This is a genomic window from Enterobacter sp. 61D5, from assembly GCF_034107965.1.
GTDB lineage: Bacteria > Pseudomonadota > Gammaproteobacteria > Enterobacterales > Enterobacteriaceae > Enterobacter > Enterobacter cloacae_M.
This window is the reverse complement of the sequence record NZ_JAWNFK010000003.1, coordinates 55,807-76,396: the sequence shown is the minus strand read 5'-3', so window position 1 is coordinate 76,396 and position 20,590 is coordinate 55,807. Positions and strand designations below refer to the sequence as shown.

Sequence of the window (20,590 nt, the reverse complement as noted above, 5' to 3'; positions counted from 1 at the left end):
AGATATATCGATCAAATTTTGTCAGATCAACGACATTCATGTTTTTCAAAATCGATTAAAATCAAATGGTTGTGTTTTTTCTGTTGAGATCGTGAACTGAACCACACTTTGCGCTACCATCAGGGCGCGATAAAAAGGATCCATTTAATGAGCATGAAAGAGAGCGAGATGACGCAAGAAAAAGAGAGGCCAGCAGGCAGCCAGAGCTTGTTTCGCGGCCTGATGCTGATTGAGATCCTCAGCAACTATCCGAACGGATGTCCGCTTGCGCATTTATCGGAACTGGCGGGGCTGAATAAGAGCACCGTGCACCGCTTGCTGCAGGGGCTACAGTCGTGCGGGTACGTGAGCCCGGCACCCGCGGCGGGCAGCTATCGCCTGACCACCAAATTTATCGCCGTCGGGCAAAAGGCGCTGTCGTCGCTGAATATCATCCACGTGGCCGCTCCGCACCTCGAAGCGCTGAACATCGCGACCGGCGAGACGGTGAACTTCTCCAGCCGGGAAGACGACCACGCGATCCTGATTTACAAGCTCGAACCGACAACCGGTATGCTGCGCACGCGCGCCTATATCGGTCAGCATATGCCGCTCTACTGCTCCGCAATGGGCAAGATCTACATGGCGTTTGGTCATCAGGACTACGTGGCGAGCTACTGGGAAAGCCATCAGGAACAGATCCAACCTTTGACGCGCAACACCATCACTGAGCTGAGTGCGATGTATGATGAGCTGGCGGAAATTCGCGATCGCAGCATGGCGATGGACAAAGAAGAGAACGAGCTGGGGGTTTCCTGCATTGCCGTGCCGGTCTTTGATATCCACGGCCGCGTGCCGTATGCGATCTCCATTTCGCTGTCGACGTCGCGCATGAAGCAGGTGGGTGAGAAGAACCTGCTCAAGCCGCTGCGCGAAACGGCAGAGGCTATCTCAAAAGAGCTGGGTTTTAACGTGCGCGAGGCGTAACAGATGAACCGATTTATCATGGCGGATGCGGAAAAATGCATTGGGTGTCGCACCTGCGAAGTGGCCTGCGCGGTGTCGCATCAGAGCGCTGTCTCCGCTCATGCCTTTACGCCCCGCCTTCGGGTGGTTAAGGGGGACGACTACACAACGGCAGTGGGTTGCCATCAGTGCGAGGATGCGCCGTGTGCTAACGTCTGCCCAACCCATGCCATCAGCCGTACGGCGGGAACATGGCTCGTTGAGCAGACGCGCTGCATTGGGTGCAAAAGCTGTATGGTGGCGTGTCCGTTCGGGGCGATGCAGGTGCGCCTGGAGGGAAAAAGGGCGCAAGCGCTGAAATGTGATTTATGCCTGCATCGCGAAGGCGGACCGGCCTGCGTGGAGGCCTGTCCAACCCATGCGTTGCGATGCGTTGATCCTGCCAGACTACGCGCCGAACGGCTGCATAATCTGGCGTAAGAACTTACTGACCGTCTTCGCGCCAGGCTTTTTCAATTTCTTCGGCGAGAATTTTAACACCCGCTTCGATTTTTTCCGGATCGGGCACGTAGTTCATGCGCATGCACTGGTGAGTATGCGGCCACGGCTTATCCAGCCCCGGGAAGAAATAATCGCCCGGTACCATCAGCACGCCGCGCTTTTTCAGGCGCTGGTAGAGCAGTTCGGTGGTGATAGGCAAATCCTTAAACCACAGCCACAGGAAAATCGCCCCTTCAGGCTTGTGGATCAGGCAGCGTTCTTCCGGCAAGTAGCGGCGAAGTATCGCAATCGTCTCCTGTACGCGCTGGTAATAGAATGGCTTGATCACGTCATTGGACAGACGCAGCAGGTCATTGCGCTTAATCATTTCGCACATCATCGCCGGGCCAATGCCGCCCGGTGAGAGGCTGATAATGCCGTTCATATTGGTGATGGCGGTGATGATTTTTTCGTTGGCGATGATGATGCCGCAGCGGCTGCCCGGCAGACCCAGCTTAGAGAGGCTCATGCACAGGACAATGTTCGGGTTCCACAGCGGACGTGCTTCGCTGAAGATAATGCCCGGGAACGGCACGCCGTAGGCGTTATCGATCACCAGCGGAATGCCGTGCTGATTCGCGAGAGCATCCAGCTTCATCAGTTCGTCGTCGGTGATCACGTTGCCCGTTGGGTTAGTCGGGCGCGATACGCAGATCATGCCCGTCTCTTCACCAATATGCAGGTGTTCAAAATCGACGTGATATTTGAACTGGCCTTCCGGCAGCAGCTCGATGTTCGGGCGCGCGGAGACGAACAGATCCTCTTCCAGGCCGGAATCGGCATAGCCGATATACTCCGGCGCCAGCGGGAACAGCACTTTTTTGGTGGTGCCGTCGGCGCGACGCCCTGCGAACAGGTTAAACAAGTAGAAAAACGCGCTCTGGCTGCCGTTTGTCAGTGCAATATTCTGTGGTTCGATATCCCAACCCAGCTCGTCACGCAGCATTTCGGCGAGGAGTGCCAGCAGTTCGGTTTTCCCCTGCGGGCCGTCGTAATTGCAAAGCGCATCGGTTGCTTTGCCGCTTTCCAGCATCTGAGCGAGCAGCGTCTGGAAATAGGTATTCATCTCCGGAATTTGAGCCGGGTTTCCGCCGCCGAGCATGATTGCGCCCGGTGTGCGCAGCCCGTCGTTGAGGTCCTCCATCAGGCGAGTAATGCCTGAATGGCGGGTAAATTTGTCGCCGAAAAGTGAAAACGTCATAGCAGGTGATCTGTCGAGCTTATTTTGAAAGTGGGTAACCATAACGCTAGCACCGTGCTGGTGCAAATCGGGTGATGTGGTCGGATTTGTTGTTTTGTATGGCGGAATTGGATTTATATAGTGAATAGTTCTGGTGGATTTCCCCTCACCCCGACCCTCTCCCAAAAGGGAGAGGGGGAAAAGACGGCGCCGTGCGGTTCCCTCTCCCGTGCGGGGAGGAGAGGGTTAGGGTGGGGGGGAATTATGGATTACCTGCCCATACCACCATCACCTTATCGCCCATGTGCTCGCGCACGAAGCCATATCCCTCTTTCAGCGACAATGTGGTTTGCTTGCCTTCACCGATCGCCGGATGGCGGGCGCGGAACTGACCCAGCGTTTGCCAGTGGGCGACGGTTAGGGCCTGCTTGCCCGTGACGTCCTGCCAGTTCATATCTGATCGGGTGCCCTGTAATGGGTCAGAACCTGTTGGCCCGAACGGACGCTCGGATTCATCCCCGTAATAGATTTGTACGCTGCCCGGTGCTAACAGAAGCAGCTCCGCAGCTCGCTGGCCCCCTTCGCGGAACAGACGCGTATCGTGTGATGAGAGATAGCTCAGCACGTTGAAGCTTTGCAGCTTTTCCGCCATCTGCTGCCAGGTGAGATCCATATCGGCCAGGCAATCCACCGCTTTTGCCGCCTGCTCCTGATAATCAAAGTTGATCATCGCATCAAAACCGTGGCGGTAATAATCGCTTTGCATCACCCCGTGGCCCCAGGATTCCCCGGTCATCCAGAACGGTGCGTTGTCGAGCTTTTTATCCGGGTTCGCCCCTTTCCAGGCGGCCAGCGCCTGGCTTGCCTGGTCTTTCAGCTGTTGCCAGGCGGCAAGCTCAACGTGTTTCGCCGTATCCACCCGGAAACCGTCGATGCCGTAGTCACGTACCCACTGGCTCAGCCAGTGGGTCAGATAATCGCGCGGGGTATATCCGGGGATGGCCTTCGCGTGGGTGTCGGGCTTGTGTTGGTAAAAGTTAGGCAACCCGGAAGGCGTCGTGGATTCCGTTTTCAGATCCGGCAGAAATGCCAGCGACATGGTCAAATCGTCGAAGCCGGGGTTATCGTAATTGCCGATGTCCGTGCGGATCCACTTTTTGCCCCACCATTTCTCCCATGCGGCTTTGTCGCTAAAGTTGATGTAGTCGTTAAAGCTGTGCCAGCTTTGGCCCGCGCCAGGCTTCCAGTCCGTCCAGCGTTCTCCCAGCGTCTTTTTCAGTTCATCATCCTGAAGGTACAGGGCACCAAACTGAAATTCCTGCATGTCTGACAGCGTGGCATAGCCAACGTGGTTCATAACGATATCAAACAGAACGCGGATCCCGCGCTTGTGCGCTTCGTCGACAAGATGGCGTAAATCATCTTCGGTGCCCATGTTGGCGTCGAGCCTGGTCCAGTCCTGGGTGTAGTAGCCGTGATAGGCGTAGTGGGGGAAATCTCCTTTGGTGCCACCGCCTACCCAGCCGTGGATCTGCTCAAGCGGGGAGCTTATCCAAAGCGCGTTCACCCCCAACTGCTGTAAATAATCGAGCTTGCCGGCGAGTCCTTTGAGATCCCCGCCGTGGAAGGTGCCGATCTCCTGCATACCGTCTTTATGGCGACCGTAGCTGTTGTCGTTGCCCGGGTCACCATTCACATAACGGTCGGTCAGCACAAAATAGACGGTAGCGTTTTGCCAGCTAAACGGCGCAGGCTTGTCGGTTTCCGCGCGCTCAAGCAGCAGCAGGCCGTTACTGTTGGCGGCTGGCTGCAGGGTGATTTTTCCATTCTGCACCGTCGCCGTCTGTTTACTGTAGTAGTCGCGCACCACGGAGCCTTCCGGGAAGGTACTGCTGACGTCCAGCGTCAGCGGTTTGCCGTCCCACTTCGGACACTGGCGAATGACGTTTGCAACCGGCTGTTCTGAGGCACTCTGAATCGTCAGCTGCAGGGTGGGCGTGCCGGAGCGGGTATCAATCCGCATCTGGTAGTCACCGTCGCGGAAAAGGCGCCACTGCGGCGGCGTGCCGTCACAGGGCTTGAGCGACAGCATCTCATTGAGTTTTATCGCATCTGCAGGCTGCCAGCACGTCTTGTCAAAACTCAGCGTCAGAGGACGCGTACCCTTCGCAAGCTTTGCCTGGCTGGTGAAGACCCCGGTGCCTTCGGCGCTAAATGTGCTAAACCCCGGCGATGACCAGTCGGCATGCGCCAGTGCGGGTAACATCAGAAAGGCTAATGCGGTACGTTTCATTCCTTTTTCCTGTCGCGGCATTTTTGACCAGTGTGCCATCAGGCGGGGGGCTGAAACTCATCCCCTGTCGCTTTCTGCCAGGAGGATGCGTGAGGATGAGTGATCTCGCGCAAAATTAGGCAGTTATCTGCGATAGCGCACACAGTTTTTGTGGAATGATGTTTTTATGAGCAAGTTTCAGGTGACATAGTTTCGGAATTGGACTATTTCTATACGTGCTCTTGAAGTCTATTTTTGATATGATTTGAGATTCCGCTCTCAAATTTGTGAAAAAAATAAGGTGTTGGGATGATTACATCCGACCAGGAGACCTAATGATATCGACTCCCATTCGACGATATGGGGCTGCGATACTCATGTTACTCACCACGGCATTTTCGGGTGAGGTGCTTGCGAAGACGCACACGGATACAACGAGTAAGAAAGCCCACGTAATAAAGACGACAAGTAGTAAGGTTAGCAGTAAACAAGAGTATTCTCGCAATAGTGCAAAGAGTAGTTCACTTCCTGATTTGCGAAAATACCCTTCCGGAACACCAAGGAAAAAAGCGTTTCTCCGGACGGTAATGCCTTACATCACGAGTCAAAATGCCGCGATTACTGCGGATCGTAACTGGCTGATTTCCAAGCAGTACGATAGCCGCTGGTCGCCGTCAGAGCGCGCGCGTCTGAAAGATATCACGAAGCGCTACAAGCTGAGCTGGAACGGTAACACCCGTCGTGTGCCGTGGAATGCTCTCCTTGAGCGTGTAGATATCATCCCGGGCAGCATGGTTGCTACCATGGCTGCTGCCGAAAGCGGCTGGGGTACTTCTAAGCTTGCGCGTAGCAACAACAACCTTTTCGGCATGAAATGTGTGAAAGGTCGTTGTAATAATGCCCCTGGCAAGGTGAAAGGCTATTCGCAGTTTGAATCTGTGAAAGATTCCGTCAGCGCTTACGTAGTGAATCTGAACACGCACCCGGCCTACTCATCGTTCCGTAAATCACGCGCTCAGCTGCGTAAAGCGGACCAGGAAGTGACGGCCAGTACGATGATCCACAAGCTGAAAGGTTATTCGACAAAGGGACAGAGCTATAACAACTATTTGTTCGCCATGTACCAGGATAACCAGCGTTTAATCGCCGCCCATATGTAATCTCAAAAAAAACGCCTTCCACTGGAAGGCGTTTTTTTTTCTATATCAGCACCTCGCTGTGGCGATCCCGATACTCCTTCGGCGTGGTGTCATACTCTTTGCGGAACACCGAATAGAAATATTGCAGAGACGGGTAACCGCACATCTGCGAGATTTCGTTGATCGACAGCGACGTGGAAATGAGCAGGCTGCGTGCTTTCTCCAGCTTTTCAGCATGGATTACGGCATGAATGGTTTCGCCCACCTCTTCTTTAAAACGCTTCTCCAGATTCGAACGCGAAATGCCCACCGAATCCAGCACCTGATCGACCTTAATCCCTTTGCAGGCGTGGTTGCGAATATAGTGCATGGCCTGAATGACGGCCGGGTCGCTTAAGGAGCGATAATCGGTTGAGCGACGTTCCACCACGCGGACAGGAGGCACGAGCAAACGCTGAAGCGGCAGAGATTCTTTATCCAGCAGACGATGCAGCAGCTTCGCCGCCTGATAGCCCATCTGACGCGTGCCCTGAGCAACGGAGGAGAGCGCCACGCGAGACAGATAGCGGGTCAGTTCTTCGTTATCTATGCCAATCACGCACAGCTTTTCGGGCACCGGAATGTGTAAGTGTTCGCAGACCTGCAGCACGTGCCGCGCGCGAGCGTCCGTCACGGCGATAATACCGGTTTGCGGCGGCAGCGTTTGCAGCCAGTCCGCCAGGCGGTTTTGCGCGTGCTGCCAGTTTTCCGGCGCGGTCTCCAGCCCCTGGTACACCACGCCGCGATACTTCTCCTGTGCGACCAGCTGGCAAAACGCGTGTTCTCGCTCAACGGCCCAGCGCTTGCCGCTGGTGGCCGGTAACCCATAAAACGCGAAGCGATGGACGCCTTTCTCTTTTAAATGGAGAAAGGCGGCCTCGACCAGGGCATGGTTATCGGTGGCAATATAGTGGACCGGCGGATAGTGTTCGGGCGCATGATAGGAGCCGCCGACGCCCACTATCGGGACATCGACGTCGGTCAGCAGCTGCTCGATGACGGGATCGTCATAGTCGGCAATGACGCCATCGCCCAGCCAGTCTTTGATGTTTTCCAGACGGGTGCGAAAATCTTCTTCAATAAAAATGTCCCATTCAGATTGCGACGCCTGCAAATATTCACCAACACCTTCCACCACCTGACGGTCGTAGGCTTTATTGGCATTGAATAACAACGTAATGCGGTGACGCTTTTCAAACATGGCTCACTTCCCAATTAAGTCACAATACGGTTATCAGGCCCGTCGCTTGGTGGCCGAGTCCATCCAGACTGCCAGTAAAAGAATGGCCCCCTTGACGATATACTGCCAAAACGTCGGGACGTCCATCATACTCATCCCGTTATCCAACGACGCCATGATAAATGCCCCCATGACCGCGCCCGCCACGCTACCGATACCCCCTGCGAGGCTGGTGCCGCCAATGACGCAGGCGGCGATAGCATCCAGCTCGGCGATGTTACCGGCGGAGGGAGAACCGGCGCCCAGACGCGAGCTGAGGATCAGCCCGGCGATAGCGACCATCAGGCCGTTAATGGCGAAGACCGCCAGCTTGGTACGCTCGACATTGATACCCGAGAGGCGGGCAGCTTCAAGGTTGCCGCCTATGGCATAAATACGGCGGCCAAACGCGGTGCGCGTCGCCATAAACATACCGGCCAGCAGTAAAAGCGCCAGCAGCAGGACGGGTGTCGGGACACCGCGATAGTCGTTCAGAAGCCAGATGGCGCCCAGCACAATGACCGCCGTGAGCGCCTGACGCCCCAACACCGATGTTGACGCCGGAGAAGCCAGCCCCAGCGCCTGACGACGCATGCGTCCACGCCACTGCCACGCGACAAACCCCAGCAACCCCGCCACACCGAGGGCAAAGCCCACGCTATCCGAGAGGTAACTCTGACCAATCTGCGACATGGCTGCACTGGTCGGGGAGACGGTGGTGCCGTTAGTGATGCCGATTAAGATCCCGCGAAAGGCCAGCATCCCCGCCAGGGTGACAATGAACGATGGCACCTTACGGTAGGCAACCCACCAGCCGTTCCAGGCACCCAGAACCAGACCCAGCACCAGCGTGACCGCCACGGTCAGCGGCAGCGGCCACCCGAGCCAGACGTCAAAAATCGCCGCCACGCCGCCGAGTAGACCCATCATCGACCCGACCGACAGGTCGATCTCCGCGGAGATAATCACGAACACCATGCCCACGGCCAGAATGCCGGTGATGGCGGTCTGGCGGAGCAGGTTGGAGACGTTACGTGCGCTTAAGTACGAGCCATCGGTCATCCAGGTAAAGAACAGCATGATGACGATAATGGCCGCGATCATCACGAAAACCTGCAGGTTAAGCGCTTTTAGCCCCGCGAATGCACCGGGCGTCGGAACAGCGACTTTGATATCAGACGGATTGCTTTTCGACATGACGTTCGCTCCTTAAAGCGGCTTCCATCACCTGCTCCTGCGTCAGGTTCTGGTTAATCAGGTTGGCTTTCAGTTTTCCCTCGTGCATGACCAGCACGCGGTCGCTCAGGCCGAGCACTTCGGGTAACTCAGACGAAATGACAATGACGGCAATCCCTTGCTGTACAAGCTGATTAATCAGTTTGTAGATTTCATATTTGGCACCGATATCAATCCCGCGCGTCGGCTCATCAAGGATTAATATGCGTGGATTGAGAAGCAGGCAGCGTGCCAGAATCGCCTTCTGCTGGTTTCCCCCGCTCAGACGGCCAATCGCCAGTTCCGGCGAGGAGGTTTTGACCTTCAGCCGGGCAAGCGACTGGAGGATGCACTGCTGCTCGGCGGCGTCGTCCAGGCTGCTCAGCGCGCCGGAGAACCGATCGAGTGCCGCAAGCGTAATGTTTTTACCCACAGCCATCACCGGTACGATGCCGTCTTTCTTACGATCTTCCGGCACCATGGCAATGCCGTGGACAATCGCCTGCTGGCAGTTGTCGATTTTCACCGGCTGACCGTCGATATAAACCGTGCCCTCCCAGCGCCCCGGCCACACGCCAAACAGGCACTGTACGGCTTCGGTGCGCCCGGCACCGACGAGGCCAGCAATCCCAAGAATTTCACCGCTGTGAAGGGAAAACGAGACGTTATTGACGCGCTTGATGTGGCGGTTAACGGGGTGCCACGCGGTCAGGTTTTCCACGCGCAGCACTTCATCGCCCTTAGCGTGAGGCTCATTCGGGTAGAGCGCCGTCAGCTCGCGGCCCACCATCATGGTGATGATGTCATCTTCACTCATGCCTGCGGCTTCACGCGTGCCGATGTGCTGCCCGTCGCGGATCACGCAGATGGTGTCCGAAATGGCTTTGACCTCGTTCAGCTTGTGCGAAATATAGATACAGGCGATGCCGTGGTTTTGCAGATCGCGGATGATGTTGAGCAGAACCGCGGTTTCCTGTTCGGTAAGCGAGGCCGTTGGCTCATCAAGGATCAGCAGCCTGACCTGTTTATTTAGCGCCTTCGCTATTTCGACCAGCTGCTGTTGCCCGAGGCCCAGATCCCCCACGCGGGTATCCGGTGAAATGTTGAGGCTCACCTGCGCCAGCAGCTTTTCGCAGCGGAGCGTCATGGTGTCGTAATCCAGCACGCCGCGGTGGGAAATTTCGGCCCCGAGGAAGATGTTCTCCAGCACGGTGAGATGCTTCACCAGCGCCAGCTCCTGGTGGATGATGGCGATGCCTTTGCGTTCGGTATCGCGGATGTGTGTCGCCTGAATCACTTCGCCGGCAAAGACGATTTCGCCTTCGTAGCTGCCGTGTGGGTAGATCCCGCACAGCACTTTCATCAGCGTCGACTTGCCCGAGCCGTTCTCGCCGCACAATGAAACCACTTCGCCGGGGTTCAACCGGAGGCTAACGTTATCGACGGCTTTCACCGTGCCGAAGCGCTTGGTGATGCTTTTCATTTCAAGTAAATAGGGCATAACCGCTCCACATAACCCGAGGGAAGAACAGTACAACGTGATACGCCCCCGCAGAGCAGGGGCCGCGCCGGATTACAGTTCGCTCTTCTTGTGGAAACCGTCTTTAACCACGGTGGCGTCAATGTTCTCTTTATTGACTTCAATCGGCGTGAGCAGGCGAGCCGGAACGTCTTTCAGGCCGTTATTCAGCGTTGCGTCTGCTTTAGGTTGTTTGCCATTGCCCAGCTCCACGGCGATTTCCGCCGCCGTATTGGCCAACTGGGTAATCGGTTTGTAGACCGTCATGGTTTGGGTGCCTGCGATAATGCGTTTTACGCCAGCGAGATCGGCATCCTGTCCTGAAATGGCGACTTTTCCGGCCAGCCCCTGTGCGCTCAGGGCCTGGATAGCGCCGCCTGCAGTGGCATCGTTGGAGGCCACAACCGCATCAATTTTGTTGTTGTTGGCTGTCAGCGCGTTTTCCATAATTTTCAGCGCGTTTTCTGGCAGCCAGCCGTCGGCCCACTGATCGCCAACCACTTTAATTTTCCCGTTATCGATGTACGGCTTAAGGACTTTCATTTGCCCTTCGCGGAACAGTTTGGCGTTGTTATCTACCGGAGAGCCGCCCATCAGGAAATAATTGCCCTGAGGCACTTTGTCGATCAGGCTTTGCGCCTGTAATTCCCCGACTTTTTCATTGTCGAACGAAATATAATAATCAATATCCGCATTATTAATCATGCGGTCATAGGCCAGGACTTTTATGCCTTCCTGTTTGGCTTCTTTCACTACATTACTTAATACCTGGCCGTTATAGGGGATAATGACCAGAACATCGACGCCACGGTTGATCATATTCTCGATTTGCGACATTTGTGTTTCTTCATTGCCGTTAGCCGACTGAACAAACACGCTGGCACCGAGGGATTCTGCTTTTTTAACAAAAATATCGCGATCTTTTTGCCAGCGCTCCAGGCGCAGGTCGTCAATCGCCATGCCAATTTTGACCTCTTTGGCATGTCCTGCAAAGCTTGCAAGGAGGAGCGTAGTGCAGAGCGTTAGAGTCAGGTTCTTTATCTTCATAATTATTAGGCCTTTTTGTAGGGGTATGTGTTGCTGAGATAAAAGAAACATTCACTGCTGAGACGCAGCAAATTTTTAACGCGGAAAGGCGGGCTGGCAATTACAGATTTTTATCTTCTCATTATGATATTTGGTTTATTTCTGAATTTATGACCGCGATCGGATTTTAAAATACGTAACGTCTTAATTACATTTGATTCTGGAATACGCGCCGAAAAATAGTTTGTCTGCGCATTATTTTGCGAGCCAGCGCACAGTTATGCATTCTCTCAATAGCAGTGTGAAATAACGTAATTGAGCAACCCAAAATGTCTATTCACTATTACTCCTGTATCAACGACTCGCCGCATACCCTGATTATGGAGCTCAATATGCAAGCTTATTTCGACCAACTCGATCGTGTTCGTTACGAAGGCCCAAAAACGACCAATCCTTTAGCATTTCGTCACTACAACCCGGATGAGCTGGTGCTGGGTAAGCGCATGGAAGATCATCTGCGCTTTGCCGCCTGTTACTGGCATACCTTCTGCTGGAACGGCGCCGATATGTTCGGCGTGGGTTCCTTTGACCGCCCGTGGCAGCAGCCGGGTGAGGCCATTGAGCTGGCAAAGCGCAAAGCCGATGTCGCATTTGAGTTCTTCCACAAGCTAAACGTGCCGTACTACTGCTTCCATGACGTGGACGTGTCGCCGGAAGGGGCGTCGCTGAAAGAGTATCTGAACAATTTTGCGCAGATGGTAGATGTACTGGCGGCGAAACAGCAGCAAAGCGGCGTGAAGCTGCTCTGGGGCACGGCAAACTGCTTCACCAACCCACGCTACGGCGCAGGCGCGGCAACCAATCCGGATCCGGAAGTGTTTAGCTGGGCAGCCACGCAGGTGGTGACTGCAATGAACGCTACGCATCAGCTGGGTGGCGAGAACTATGTCCTGTGGGGTGGCCGTGAAGGTTATGAAACGCTGCTGAACACCGACCTGCGCCAGGAGCGCGAGCAGATTGGCCGCTTTATGCAGATGGTTGTCGACCATAAGCACAAAATCGGCTTCCGCGGCACGCTGCTGATCGAGCCGAAACCGCAGGAACCGACCAAGCACCAGTATGACTACGACGTGGCGACGGTGTATGGCTTTCTGAAGCAGTTCGGTCTGGAAAAAGAGATTAAAGTGAACATTGAAGCCAACCACGCCACGCTAGCGGGCCACTCTTTCCATCACGAGATCGCGTCTGCCATTGCGCTGGGCATTTTCGGCTCTGTCGATGCGAACCGTGGCGATGCACAGCTGGGCTGGGACACCGATCAGTTCCCGAACAGCGTGGAAGAGAATGCCCTGGTGATGTACGAAATCGTCAAAGCGGGCGGTTTCACCACCGGCGGCCTGAACTTTGACGCCAAGGTACGTCGTCAGAGCACCGACAAATACGACCTGTTCTACGGCCACATTGGCGCGATGGACACCATGGCGCTGGCGCTGAAAGTGGCCGCGCGCATGATTGAAGACGGCGAACTGGATAAGCGCGTGGCGAAGCGTTACAGCGGCTGGAACAGTGAGCTGGGCCAGCAAATCTTGAAAGGTCAGTTATCGCTGGCGGAAATTGCGAAGTACGCTGAACAACAGCAGCTGGCGCCGCAGCACCAGAGCGGGCACCAGGAACTGCTGGAAAATCTCGTAAACCACTATCTGTTTGATAAGTGATTGAGCTGAAGATGCACGTAGGCCCGGTAAGCGTTAGCGCCACCGGGCATTTCTGTTAAAGGAGTCACCGTAATGTATATCGGGATCGATCTTGGCACATCGGGTGTGAAAGCTATCCTGTTGAGCGAGCAGGGCGACGTGTTAGCAACGCAGACGGAAACGCTGCAGGTTTCACGTCCGCATTCGCTGTGGTCGGAACAGGATCCGGAACAGTGGTGGCAGGCGACGGATCGCGCAATCAAAGCCTTAGGTGAGCAGCACAGCCTGCGCGACGTGAAAGCGCTGGGGATTGCCGGACAAATGCACGGCGCTACGCTGCTCGATAGCCAGCATCGTGTGTTGCGTCCTGCGATCCTCTGGAACGATGGCCGCTGTGCGGAAGAGTGTGCGCTTCTTGAGGAACGCGTACCCAATTCCCGCGAGATTACCGGTAACCTGATGATGCCCGGCTTTACTGCGCCCAAATTGCTGTGGGTGAAGCGCCATGAACCGGAGATTTTCCGTCAGGTGGCGAAAGTCCTGCTGCCGAAAGACTATCTGCGTTTTCGCATGACGGGCGATTTCGCCAGCGACATGTCGGATGCCGCGGGCACCATGTGGCTCGACGTGGCGAAGCGCGACTGGAGCGAGGCAATGCTGGATGCTTGCCATCTGACCCGTGAACACATGCCCGCGCTGTACGAAGGCTGTGAGGTGACGGGCGCGCTGCTGCCAGCCGTTGCTGAGCGCTGGAATATGCCTGCCGTACCGGTGGTGGCCGGAGGCGGCGATAACGCGGCGGGCGCTGTCGGTGTAGGGATGGTTGAGGCGGGCCAGGCGATGCTATCACTGGGAACGTCTGGCGTCTATTTTGCCGTCAGCGACGGATATCGCAGTAATCCTGAAAGCGCTGTGCACAGTTTCTGTCATGCCCTTCCCGGGAAATGGCATTTGATGTCGGTGATGCTCAGCGCGGCATCCTGCCTGGACTGGGCGGCAAAACTCACCGGCATGGCCGACGTTCCGGCGCTCATTTCCGCAGCCCAGCAGGCGGATGACGCTGCGGGTACCGTCTGGTTTTTACCGTATCTTTCCGGCGAGCGTACGCCGCACAACAACCCGGAAGCGAAAGGGGTGTTCTTTGGCTTAACCCATCAACATGGCCCGGCAGAACTGGCGCGTGCGGTTCTGGAAGGCGTGGGCTATGCGCTGGCTGACGGGATGGACGTGGTGCACGACTGCGGCCTGAAACCGACGAGCGTCACCCTGATTGGCGGCGGTGCGCGAAGCCCTTACTGGCGACAGATGCTGTCGGATATCAGCGGCTTGCAGCTGGATTTCCGCACCGGAGGGGATGTCGGGCCCGCGCTCGGTGCTGCGCGTCTGGCGCAGATAGCCATTCATCCGGAACAACCACTTTCGCAACTGTTGCCGCAGCTTACGCTTGAACAGGCGCATTTGCCTGACGCGGAGCGCCATGCGCGGTACGCGGAAAGGCGCGAAGTGTTCCGCAAAATCTACCAGCAGCTGCTGCCCCTGATGTCGTAAATACGCTTGTCCGGGAGAGGCACGAGGATGTCCTTTTTTGGGCTGTGCGTGCCTTACTTTCCTTGCCAGTATGGTGTTACACCCACTGGCGAGGAGATTTATCATGTCACGCATTGCATTAATCAACATCGATACTCAGCAGTCGTTCCATCACCGCAATTACTGGCAGGAGGACGAAATTCCTGCCTTTCAGCAGGCGATGCTGGGGCTGATTGAAGGCTGCCAGGCGCGCAATATTCCGGTCGTTGATATTTTTCATGTGGATGAAGACGGTCCTTTCACTCTGGAAAGCGGCTATGTCAAACCGATGGCCTTTTTGCGTCATCAGCCGGATGTGGTTTTCCAGAAACACGTCCATAATGCCTTCACGGATACCGGGCTTGACCGCTGGCTGCGCGAGCGTGATATCAACAGTGTGATTATCTGCGGAATTCGTACTGAGCAATGCTGTGAAACCACCGCCCGGGTGGCTTCCGATCTGGGTTATGCTGTGACCTTTGTTAGTGAGGCAACGCTGACGTTTCCCATGACGTACAAGGGGATAACCCTTAGCGCAGCGGAAATTCGCCATCGTACCGAGACGGTACTGTCCGGGCGTTTTGCCGAGATTAAAACGGTAGCGGAGACGCTGGAGTCCCTGTAATGAGCATCGACGTCTGGTTCGTGATGTTGCCCGGGGTGCTGTCATTAGACATGACCGGCCCGGCAGAGACCTTTGTGCTGGCTGGCGACGCGTTTCGTTTGCATTACATTGGCCCGCAATCTGAGGTTCCGACGTCGATTGGCCTGACGATGAGCGGCATTCAGCCGCTGCCGGAGCGTCTCCCGGAAGGCAGCCTGCTGGTGCTGCCGGGTGTGAGCGACTCCCGCAGTCAGTTCTCAACGCCACAGGCGCAGCAGATCCAGCACTGGCTGATGTGCCTGCAGCCGCAGATCCAGCGCCAGGAAATGACCGTGATGTGCGTCTGTTCAGGGGCCTTACTGGCGGCGAAATCGGGCCTGTTGAACAACCGGCAGTGCACGACCCATCATGACGTTATTAGCCGTTTACGCACCGCTGCCCCCACGGCGACGATTAAAGAAAACCGCATCTTTGTGCAGGATGAGAACATCTGGACCAGCGCGGGGATCACGTCAGGCATCGATCTGGCGCTGCATATGATTAACCGCCTGTGCGGCCCCGAAAAGGCGCTGAGTGTGGCGCGTGAGATGGTGGTCTGGTTCCGCCGTTCCGGTGACGATCCCCAGCTATCCCCGTGGCTGCGCTACCGCAATCATCTTCATCCGGCGATCCATCGGGCGCAGGATGCGCTCACCGCCGAGCCGCAAAAAGCGTGGAGCTTGCCTGACATTGCCGCACTGGCGCACGTCAGCCCGCGTCATCTCACCCGGCTTTTCCAGTTACATTTAGGGATTAGCGTTCGCGATTATCTGGAACAGCTGCGTCTGGCGGTGGCGGAGCAGTGGCTGATACAGGGGCGCGGGGTTGAGCAGGCTTCACTGGCGGCGGGGTTTTCCTCCCCGCGGCAGTACCATCGCGCCCGGCAGCGAAGCATTAGCTGACGAAGCGGCGAACGTCTATTTTTTGCAGCAGCATCGACAGCAGCAGGCTGATCGCCAGCGTGGCGGCAAAAATCCAGACGATATCCAGCACCGGCCAGCTTTTTAACTCAACGCCCCTCGTCCGTAGGGCGTGGATCACCAGCGCGTGAAAACCGTAAATCCCGAGAGAGTGGCGCGAGATAAGACTCAGCACGGGCAGGGCGCGCGCGTTCAGGGTATTTTTGGCGAGCGTGAGCAGCGAAACGGCACAGATAAAGACCATCGGCCCGCAATAGAGATACCAGGTATCGGCAAAATTGCCGCGCCACTGCAGCTCGTGCAGCGTCCCGCGCGCTATCACCGCCACGCCAGCGATAAACAGCACCGCGCAGAGCCAGTTCAGACCGCGTTTTTGCGTGTCCATCATCCCGATGGCGCGCCCCAGCATGCCGTAGAGCACGTAGTAGAAAGTATCACCGTTGATATAGAGATTGATCGGCAACCACTCAAATCCGTCGATTTTCTGTGAGAGTGTATTCGGGTTGGCGACAATACCGATAACCACCATCAGGGCCAGCAGCATTTTCCCGCTGACGTGTTTTACCTGGATGAGCGGGGAGACCAGATAGATAACGATAATGGCGAAGAAGAACCACAGGTGGTAGAACACCGGTTTTTGCAGCACGTATTTCAGCGATAGCCCGGCGTTAATGGATGTGAACAGCGTGATATAGAGCAGGGCAACGGCGCTGTAGAACCCCAGACAGGCCGCGATGCGGATGAAGTGCCGCGGCTGCGCGCTACGCTCGCCAAAAAAGAGAAAGCCGGAAATCATAAAGAACAGCGGCACGCTGACGCGTGACGCAGAGTTGAGAATATTGGCGATATCCCAGTTAACGGGGCTGATGCTGTGGGCATTCGTGACGTACCAGGTCGTCGTGTGGATCATGACCACCATCAGACACGCTATTCCTCGCAGGTTATCAATCCAGTTAATTTTTGACTGCATCAGTTCCTCGTATTCCCTGTAAATTGAGTGTGACTGCCATTGTCCAAAAGTCTTCGCTTGGAAAATTCTGAGTTTTATTCAGCAGGCTTGTAGGGAGGCCGCGAGATTCGCAGAATGCCGGACCGTAATCTATAAAAGCTTTGATACTAAAAATAACAGCCACTGACCAGGGCGGTAATAAAAATGATGATGAAGCGTGTGGCGTCACTCTTTCTGCTGGTGATACTGGCGGGATGCAGCGCGCCGCAAGAAGCACCTGTGCAAAAAGCGCAGCAGGGTAAAATGAGCCCGGAACGTTCACTGGATATGGAAGCGCTCTGTAAAGATCGGGCCGCTCGCCGCTATAACTCGGACGTGCAGAAAATTGATGTCACCGGGTTTGAGCGTTTTCAGGGAAGCTACGAGCTGCGGGGCCATACGTCGCGCAAAGAGGGCTTTGTCTGCTCGTTTGATGCGGACGGTCAGTTTTTACACCTCTCCATGCGCTAGCCTGCTCGCATAATCAGCAGCCAGACGCCGTCAGCGTTCTGGCCGGAAGGCTTATTTCCCAATTTTCCCTAAACAACCCCGTTTCGTACTGTATATCTTGCAGCCAGCGGGTATACTGGTCCCTTCCATTTAAAACCACACGTATCCAGCACGAAATACTATGCAAAAGTTTGATACCAAGACCTTCCAGGGCCTGATCCTGACCTTACAGGATTACTGGGCTCGTCAGGGCTGTACCATTGTTCAACCTTTGGACATGGAAGTCGGCGCCGGCACTTCACACCCGATGACCAGCCTGCGCGCGTTGGGGCCAGAGCCAATGGCGACCGCGTATGTGCAGCCTTCCCGTCGTCCGACCGATGGTCGTTACGGTGAAAACCCGAACCGTCTGCAGCATTACTATCAGTTCCAGGTGGTGATTAAGCCATCACCCGACAACATTCAGGAACTGTACCTCGGGTCGCTGAAAGAGCTGGGTATGGATCCAACCATCCACGACATCCGTTTCGTGGAAGATAACTGGGAAAACCCCACGCTGGGTGCCTGGGGTCTGGGTTGGGAAGTGTGGCTGAACGGCATGGAAGTGACCCAGTTCACTTACTTCCAGCAGGTGGGTGGTCTGGAATGTAAGCCAATCACCGGTGAAATCACCTACGGTCTGGAACGTCTGGCGATGTACATTCAGGGCGTAGACAGCGTTTACGACCTGGTCTGGAGCGACGGCCCGCTGGGTAAAACCACCTACGGCGACGTGTTCCATCAGAACGAAGTGGAGCAATCCACCTATAACTTCGAATACGCGGACGTGGACTTCCTGTTCACCTGCTTCGAGCAGTACGAGAAAGAAGCGCAGCAGCTGCTGGCGCTGGAGACTCCGCTGCCTCTGCCTGCCTACGAGCGTATTCTGAAGGCCGCCCACAGCTTCAACCTGCTGGACGCCCGCAAAGCCATCTCCGTAACTGAACGTCAGCGCTACATTCTACGTATTCGTACCCTGACCAAAGCCGTTGCAGAAGCTTACTACGCGTCCCGTGAAGCCCTTGGCTTCCCGATGTGCAACCGAAACAAATAAGAGGCGGCCATGTCTGAGAAAACTTTCCTGGTGGAAATCGGCACCGAAGAGCTGCCACCAAAAGCCCTGCGCAGCCTGGCTGAATCTTTCGCTGCGAACGTGACCGCCGAGCTGGATAACGCTGGCCTGGCACACGGTAAAATTGAGTGGTTTGCCGCACCTCGCCGTCTGGCGCTGAAAGTGGCAAATCTGGCGGCGTCTCAGCCGGATCGCGAAGTTGAAAAACGTGGCCCGGCGATTGCCCAGGCGTTTGACGCGGAAGGCAAGCCGAGCAAAGCGGCTGAAGGCTGGGCGCGCGGCTGCGGCATCACCGTTGATCAGGCCGAGCGTCTGACCACGGATAAAGGCGAATGGCTGCTGTACCGTGCGCACGTGAAAGGCGAAAGCGCGGAAGCGCTGCTGCCGGACATGATTGCCACGTCTCTGGCGAAGCTGCCGATTCCTAAGCTGATGCGCTGGGGCGCGTCCGACGTGCACTTCGTGCGTCCGGTTCACACCGTGACCCTGCTGCTGGGCGATACCGTTATCCCGGCGACCATTCTGGGCGTGGCGTCCGATCGCGTGATCCGCGGCCACCGCTTTATGGGCGAGCCAGAGTTCACCATCGACAATGCCGACCAGTATCCGCAGATCCTGCTGGAGCGCGGTAAGGTCATTGCCGACTACGAACAGCGTAAAGCAAAAATCAAAGCGGACGCTGAAGAAGCGGCGCGCCAGATTGGCGGTAACGCCGACCTGAGCGAAAGCCTGCTGGAAGAAGTCACCTCTCTGGTTGAATGGCCGGTTGTGCTGACCGCGAAGTTCGAAGAGAAATTCCTGGCCGTTCCGGCTGAAGCGCTGGTGTACACCATGAAGGGTGACCAGAAGTACTTCCCGGTTTATGCCAACGACGGCAAGCTGCTGCCAAACTTCATCTTCGTGGCAAACATCGAATCGAAAGATCCGATCCAGATTATCTCCGGTAACGAGAAAGTCGTTCGTCCGCGTCTGGCGGATGCAGAGTTCTTCTTCAACACCGACCGTAAAAAGCGTCTGGAAGATAACCTGCCGCGCCTGCAGACCGTGCTGTTCCAGCAGCAGCTGGGTACGCTGCGCGACAAGACCGACCGTATTGCGGAGCTGTCCGGCTGGATTGCCCGTGAAATCGGTGCGGACGTCAACCACGCGACGCGTGCAGGCCTGCTGTCCAAGTGCGACCTGATGACCAACATGGTGTTCGAATTTACCGACACCCAGGGCGTGATGGGCATGCACTACGCGCGTCACGATGGCGAAGCGGAAGACGTAGCCGTTGCCCTGAACGAGCAGTATCAGCCGCGCTTTGCGGGTGACGATCTGCCGTCCAACCCGGTTGCATGTGCCGTTGCAATTGCCGATAAGATGGACACCCTGGCGGGTATCTTCGGTATCGGCCAGCATCCGAAAGGCGATAAAGACCCGTTTGCGCTGCGTCGTGCTGCACTGGGCGTGCTGCGTATCATCGTTGAGAAGAACCTGAACCTCGATCTGCAGACCCTTACCGAAGAAGCGGTGCGTCTGTACGGCGACAAGCTGACCAACGCGAACGTTGTGGATGATGTGATCGACTTTATGCTGGGTCGTTTCCGCGCGTGGTATCAGGACGAAGGTTACACCGTTGACACCATTCAGGCGGTGCTGGCGCGTCGTCCGACCCGTCCGGCTGATTTCGATGCGCGTATGAAGGCGGTTTCCCACTTCCGTACGCTGGAAGCGGCATCTGCCCTGGCCGCGGCCAACAAGCGTGTATCCAACATTCTGGCGAAATCCGACGAGACGCTGAACGAGCGCGTGAACGCCGCAACCCTGAAAGAGCCGGAAGAGATCGCTCTGGCTATGCAGGTTGTGGTGCTGCGCGACAAGCTCGAGCCGTACTTCGCGGAAGGTCGCTACCAGGAAGCGCTGGTGGAGCTGGCCGAGCTGCGTGACGTGATCGACGCCTTCTTCGAGAAAGTGATGGTAAACGTAGAAGATAAAGAACTGCGTATTAACCGTCTCTCTATGCTCGAGAAACTGCGCGAGCTGTTCCTGCGCGTGGCGGATATTTCGCTGCTGCAGTAATGTGCCCGCTGCCCGGCGGCGCTTCGCTTGCACGGGCCTACAGGTGAGAAAAACCCGCTTCGG

Annotated in this window: 17 protein-coding genes; 10 read left to right on the top strand and 7 right to left on the bottom strand. The window is 56.1% G+C overall.

Annotated features, from left to right (window positions below):
* Positions 1 to 147: 147 nt before the first annotated feature.
* Together yiaJ and UTM25_RS01935 are read left to right on the top strand one after the other, a co-directional pair.
* Entirely contained in the window at positions 148 to 966 is an 819-nt protein-coding gene (gene yiaJ / locus UTM25_RS01940; protein WP_194401689.1) for an IclR family transcriptional regulator YiaJ, read from the top strand.
* A gap of 3 nt (positions 967 to 969) precedes the next feature.
* Positions 970 to 1,425, top strand: coding sequence for a 4Fe-4S dicluster domain-containing protein (locus UTM25_RS01935; protein WP_194401690.1), 456 nt, complete (start codon positions 970 to 972; stop codon positions 1,423 to 1,425).
* A 4-nt stretch (positions 1,426 to 1,429) separates the two neighbouring features.
* Here UTM25_RS01935 and avtA read toward each other — a convergent pair whose 3' ends face one another.
* Complete coding sequence (gene avtA, locus UTM25_RS01930) at positions 1,430 to 2,686, bottom strand: valine--pyruvate transaminase (RefSeq protein WP_023309932.1); 1,257 nt, start codon at positions 2,684 to 2,686, stop codon at positions 1,430 to 1,432.
* 241 nt (positions 2,687 to 2,927) lie between these two features.
* Positions 2,928 to 4,958, bottom strand: a complete 2,031-nt coding sequence (locus UTM25_RS01925; protein WP_194401691.1) for an alpha-amylase — start codon at positions 4,956 to 4,958, stop codon at positions 2,928 to 2,930.
* A 314-nt stretch (positions 4,959 to 5,272) separates the two neighbouring features.
* On the opposite strand from UTM25_RS01925, the gene UTM25_RS01920 reads away from it, so the two are divergent.
* Positions 5,273 to 6,097, top strand: a complete 825-nt coding sequence (locus tag UTM25_RS01920; protein WP_032661838.1) for a protein bax — start codon at positions 5,273 to 5,275, stop codon at positions 6,095 to 6,097.
* Positions 6,098 to 6,137: 40 nt separating this feature from the next.
* Here UTM25_RS01920 and xylR read toward each other — a convergent pair whose 3' ends face one another.
* From xylR to xylF, 4 genes are all read right to left on the bottom strand, one after another.
* On the bottom strand, positions 6,138 to 7,316 hold the full coding sequence (gene xylR, locus UTM25_RS01915) for a D-xylose utilization transcriptional activator XylR (RefSeq protein ID WP_023309935.1): 1,179 nt from the start codon (positions 7,314 to 7,316) through the stop codon (positions 6,138 to 6,140).
* Positions 7,317 to 7,349: 33 nt separating this feature from the next.
* Entirely contained in the window at positions 7,350 to 8,531 is a 1,182-nt protein-coding gene (gene xylH / locus UTM25_RS01910) for a xylose ABC transporter permease XylH (protein WP_194401692.1), read from the bottom strand.
* Positions 8,509 to 10,050: a xylose ABC transporter ATP-binding protein gene (locus tag UTM25_RS01905; protein ID WP_194401693.1), complete on the bottom strand. Its 1,542-nt coding sequence runs from the start codon at positions 10,048 to 10,050 to the stop codon at positions 8,509 to 8,511. Before UTM25_RS01905 ends, xylH begins: the two co-directional genes overlap by 23 nt.
* A 72-nt stretch (positions 10,051 to 10,122) precedes the next feature.
* A complete protein-coding gene (xylF, locus tag UTM25_RS01900) occupies positions 10,123 to 11,115 on the bottom strand; it encodes a D-xylose ABC transporter substrate-binding protein (protein ID WP_032650791.1) in 993 nt (330 codons plus the stop codon).
* Between the two features lie 371 nt (positions 11,116 to 11,486).
* Here xylF and xylA point away from each other — a divergent pair, with 371 nt between their 5' ends.
* From xylA to UTM25_RS01880, 4 genes are all read left to right on the top strand, one after another.
* Positions 11,487 to 12,809, top strand: coding sequence for a xylose isomerase (xylA, locus tag UTM25_RS01895; RefSeq protein ID WP_087823749.1), 1,323 nt, complete (start codon positions 11,487 to 11,489; stop codon positions 12,807 to 12,809).
* Positions 12,810 to 12,881: 72 nt separating this feature from the next.
* A complete protein-coding gene (gene xylB / locus UTM25_RS01890; protein ID WP_194401694.1) occupies positions 12,882 to 14,336 on the top strand; it encodes a xylulokinase in 1,455 nt (484 codons plus the stop codon).
* Between the two features lie 103 nt (positions 14,337 to 14,439).
* The gene (locus UTM25_RS01885) at positions 14,440 to 14,979 is read left to right on the top strand and encodes an isochorismatase family protein (RefSeq protein WP_023309941.1); all 540 of its coding nucleotides are present in this window, start codon (positions 14,440 to 14,442) and stop codon (positions 14,977 to 14,979) included.
* The gene (locus tag UTM25_RS01880) at positions 14,979 to 15,899 is read left to right on the top strand and encodes a GlxA family transcriptional regulator (RefSeq protein WP_320714203.1); all 921 of its coding nucleotides are present in this window, start codon (positions 14,979 to 14,981) and stop codon (positions 15,897 to 15,899) included. The genes UTM25_RS01885 and UTM25_RS01880 overlap by 1 nt, the downstream gene beginning before the upstream one ends.
* On the opposite strand, the gene UTM25_RS01875 is transcribed toward UTM25_RS01880, so the two are convergent.
* The gene (locus UTM25_RS01875) at positions 15,892 to 16,887 is read right to left on the bottom strand and encodes an acyltransferase (RefSeq protein WP_194401696.1); all 996 of its coding nucleotides are present in this window, start codon (positions 16,885 to 16,887) and stop codon (positions 15,892 to 15,894) included. The two genes, UTM25_RS01880 and UTM25_RS01875, sit on opposite strands and share 8 nt — an antisense overlap.
* A gap of 183 nt (positions 16,888 to 17,070) precedes the next feature.
* Here UTM25_RS01875 and UTM25_RS01870 point away from each other — a divergent pair, with 183 nt between their 5' ends.
* The 3 genes from UTM25_RS01870 to glyS all read left to right on the top strand — a co-directional run bounded on the left by UTM25_RS01870 (position 17,071) and on the right by glyS (position 20,527).
* Positions 17,071 to 17,376, top strand: a complete 306-nt coding sequence (locus tag UTM25_RS01870; protein ID WP_029740978.1) for a YsaB family lipoprotein — start codon at positions 17,071 to 17,073, stop codon at positions 17,374 to 17,376.
* A gap of 160 nt (positions 17,377 to 17,536) precedes the next feature.
* A complete protein-coding gene (gene glyQ / locus UTM25_RS01865; protein WP_003860141.1) occupies positions 17,537 to 18,448 on the top strand; it encodes a glycine--tRNA ligase subunit alpha in 912 nt (303 codons plus the stop codon).
* 9 nt (positions 18,449 to 18,457) lie between these two features.
* Positions 18,458 to 20,527 (top strand): glycine--tRNA ligase subunit beta, encoded by a 2,070-nt coding sequence (gene glyS / locus UTM25_RS01860; protein WP_194401697.1) that lies wholly within the window; start codon positions 18,458 to 18,460, stop codon positions 20,525 to 20,527.
* Positions 20,528 to 20,590: the final 63 nt, after the last annotated feature.

Coding starts and splice junctions, on each gene's coding strand:
- UTM25_RS01870 (WP_029740978.1), top strand. CDS start 17,071: ATGATGATGAAGCGTGTGGCGTCACTCTTTCTGCTGGTGATACTGGCG.
- UTM25_RS01875 (WP_194401696.1), bottom strand. CDS start 16,887: ATGCAGTCAAAAATTAACTGGATTGATAACCTGCGAGGAATAGCGTGT.
- xylA (WP_087823749.1), top strand. CDS start 11,487: ATGCAAGCTTATTTCGACCAACTCGATCGTGTTCGTTACGAAGGCCCA.
- xylH (WP_194401692.1), bottom strand. CDS start 8,531: ATGTCGAAAAGCAATCCGTCTGATATCAAAGTCGCTGTTCCGACGCCC.
- yiaJ (WP_194401689.1), top strand. CDS start 148: ATGAGCATGAAAGAGAGCGAGATGACGCAAGAAAAAGAGAGGCCAGCA.
- glyS (WP_194401697.1), top strand. CDS start 18,458: ATGTCTGAGAAAACTTTCCTGGTGGAAATCGGCACCGAAGAGCTGCCA.
- xylR (WP_023309935.1), bottom strand. CDS start 7,316: ATGTTTGAAAAGCGTCACCGCATTACGTTGTTATTCAATGCCAATAAA.
- avtA (WP_023309932.1), bottom strand. CDS start 2,686: ATGACGTTTTCACTTTTCGGCGACAAATTTACCCGCCATTCAGGCATT.
- UTM25_RS01920 (WP_032661838.1), top strand. CDS start 5,273: ATGATATCGACTCCCATTCGACGATATGGGGCTGCGATACTCATGTTA.
- xylB (WP_194401694.1), top strand. CDS start 12,882: ATGTATATCGGGATCGATCTTGGCACATCGGGTGTGAAAGCTATCCTG.
- UTM25_RS01935 (WP_194401690.1), top strand. CDS start 970: ATGAACCGATTTATCATGGCGGATGCGGAAAAATGCATTGGGTGTCGC.
- glyQ (WP_003860141.1), top strand. CDS start 17,537: ATGCAAAAGTTTGATACCAAGACCTTCCAGGGCCTGATCCTGACCTTA.
- xylF (WP_032650791.1), bottom strand. CDS start 11,115: ATGAAGATAAAGAACCTGACTCTAACGCTCTGCACTACGCTCCTCCTT.
- UTM25_RS01885 (WP_023309941.1), top strand. CDS start 14,440: ATGTCACGCATTGCATTAATCAACATCGATACTCAGCAGTCGTTCCAT.
- UTM25_RS01905 (WP_194401693.1), bottom strand. CDS start 10,050: ATGCCCTATTTACTTGAAATGAAAAGCATCACCAAGCGCTTCGGCACG.
- UTM25_RS01880 (WP_320714203.1), top strand. CDS start 14,979: ATGAGCATCGACGTCTGGTTCGTGATGTTGCCCGGGGTGCTGTCATTA.
- UTM25_RS01925 (WP_194401691.1), bottom strand. CDS start 4,958: ATGAAACGTACCGCATTAGCCTTTCTGATGTTACCCGCACTGGCGCAT.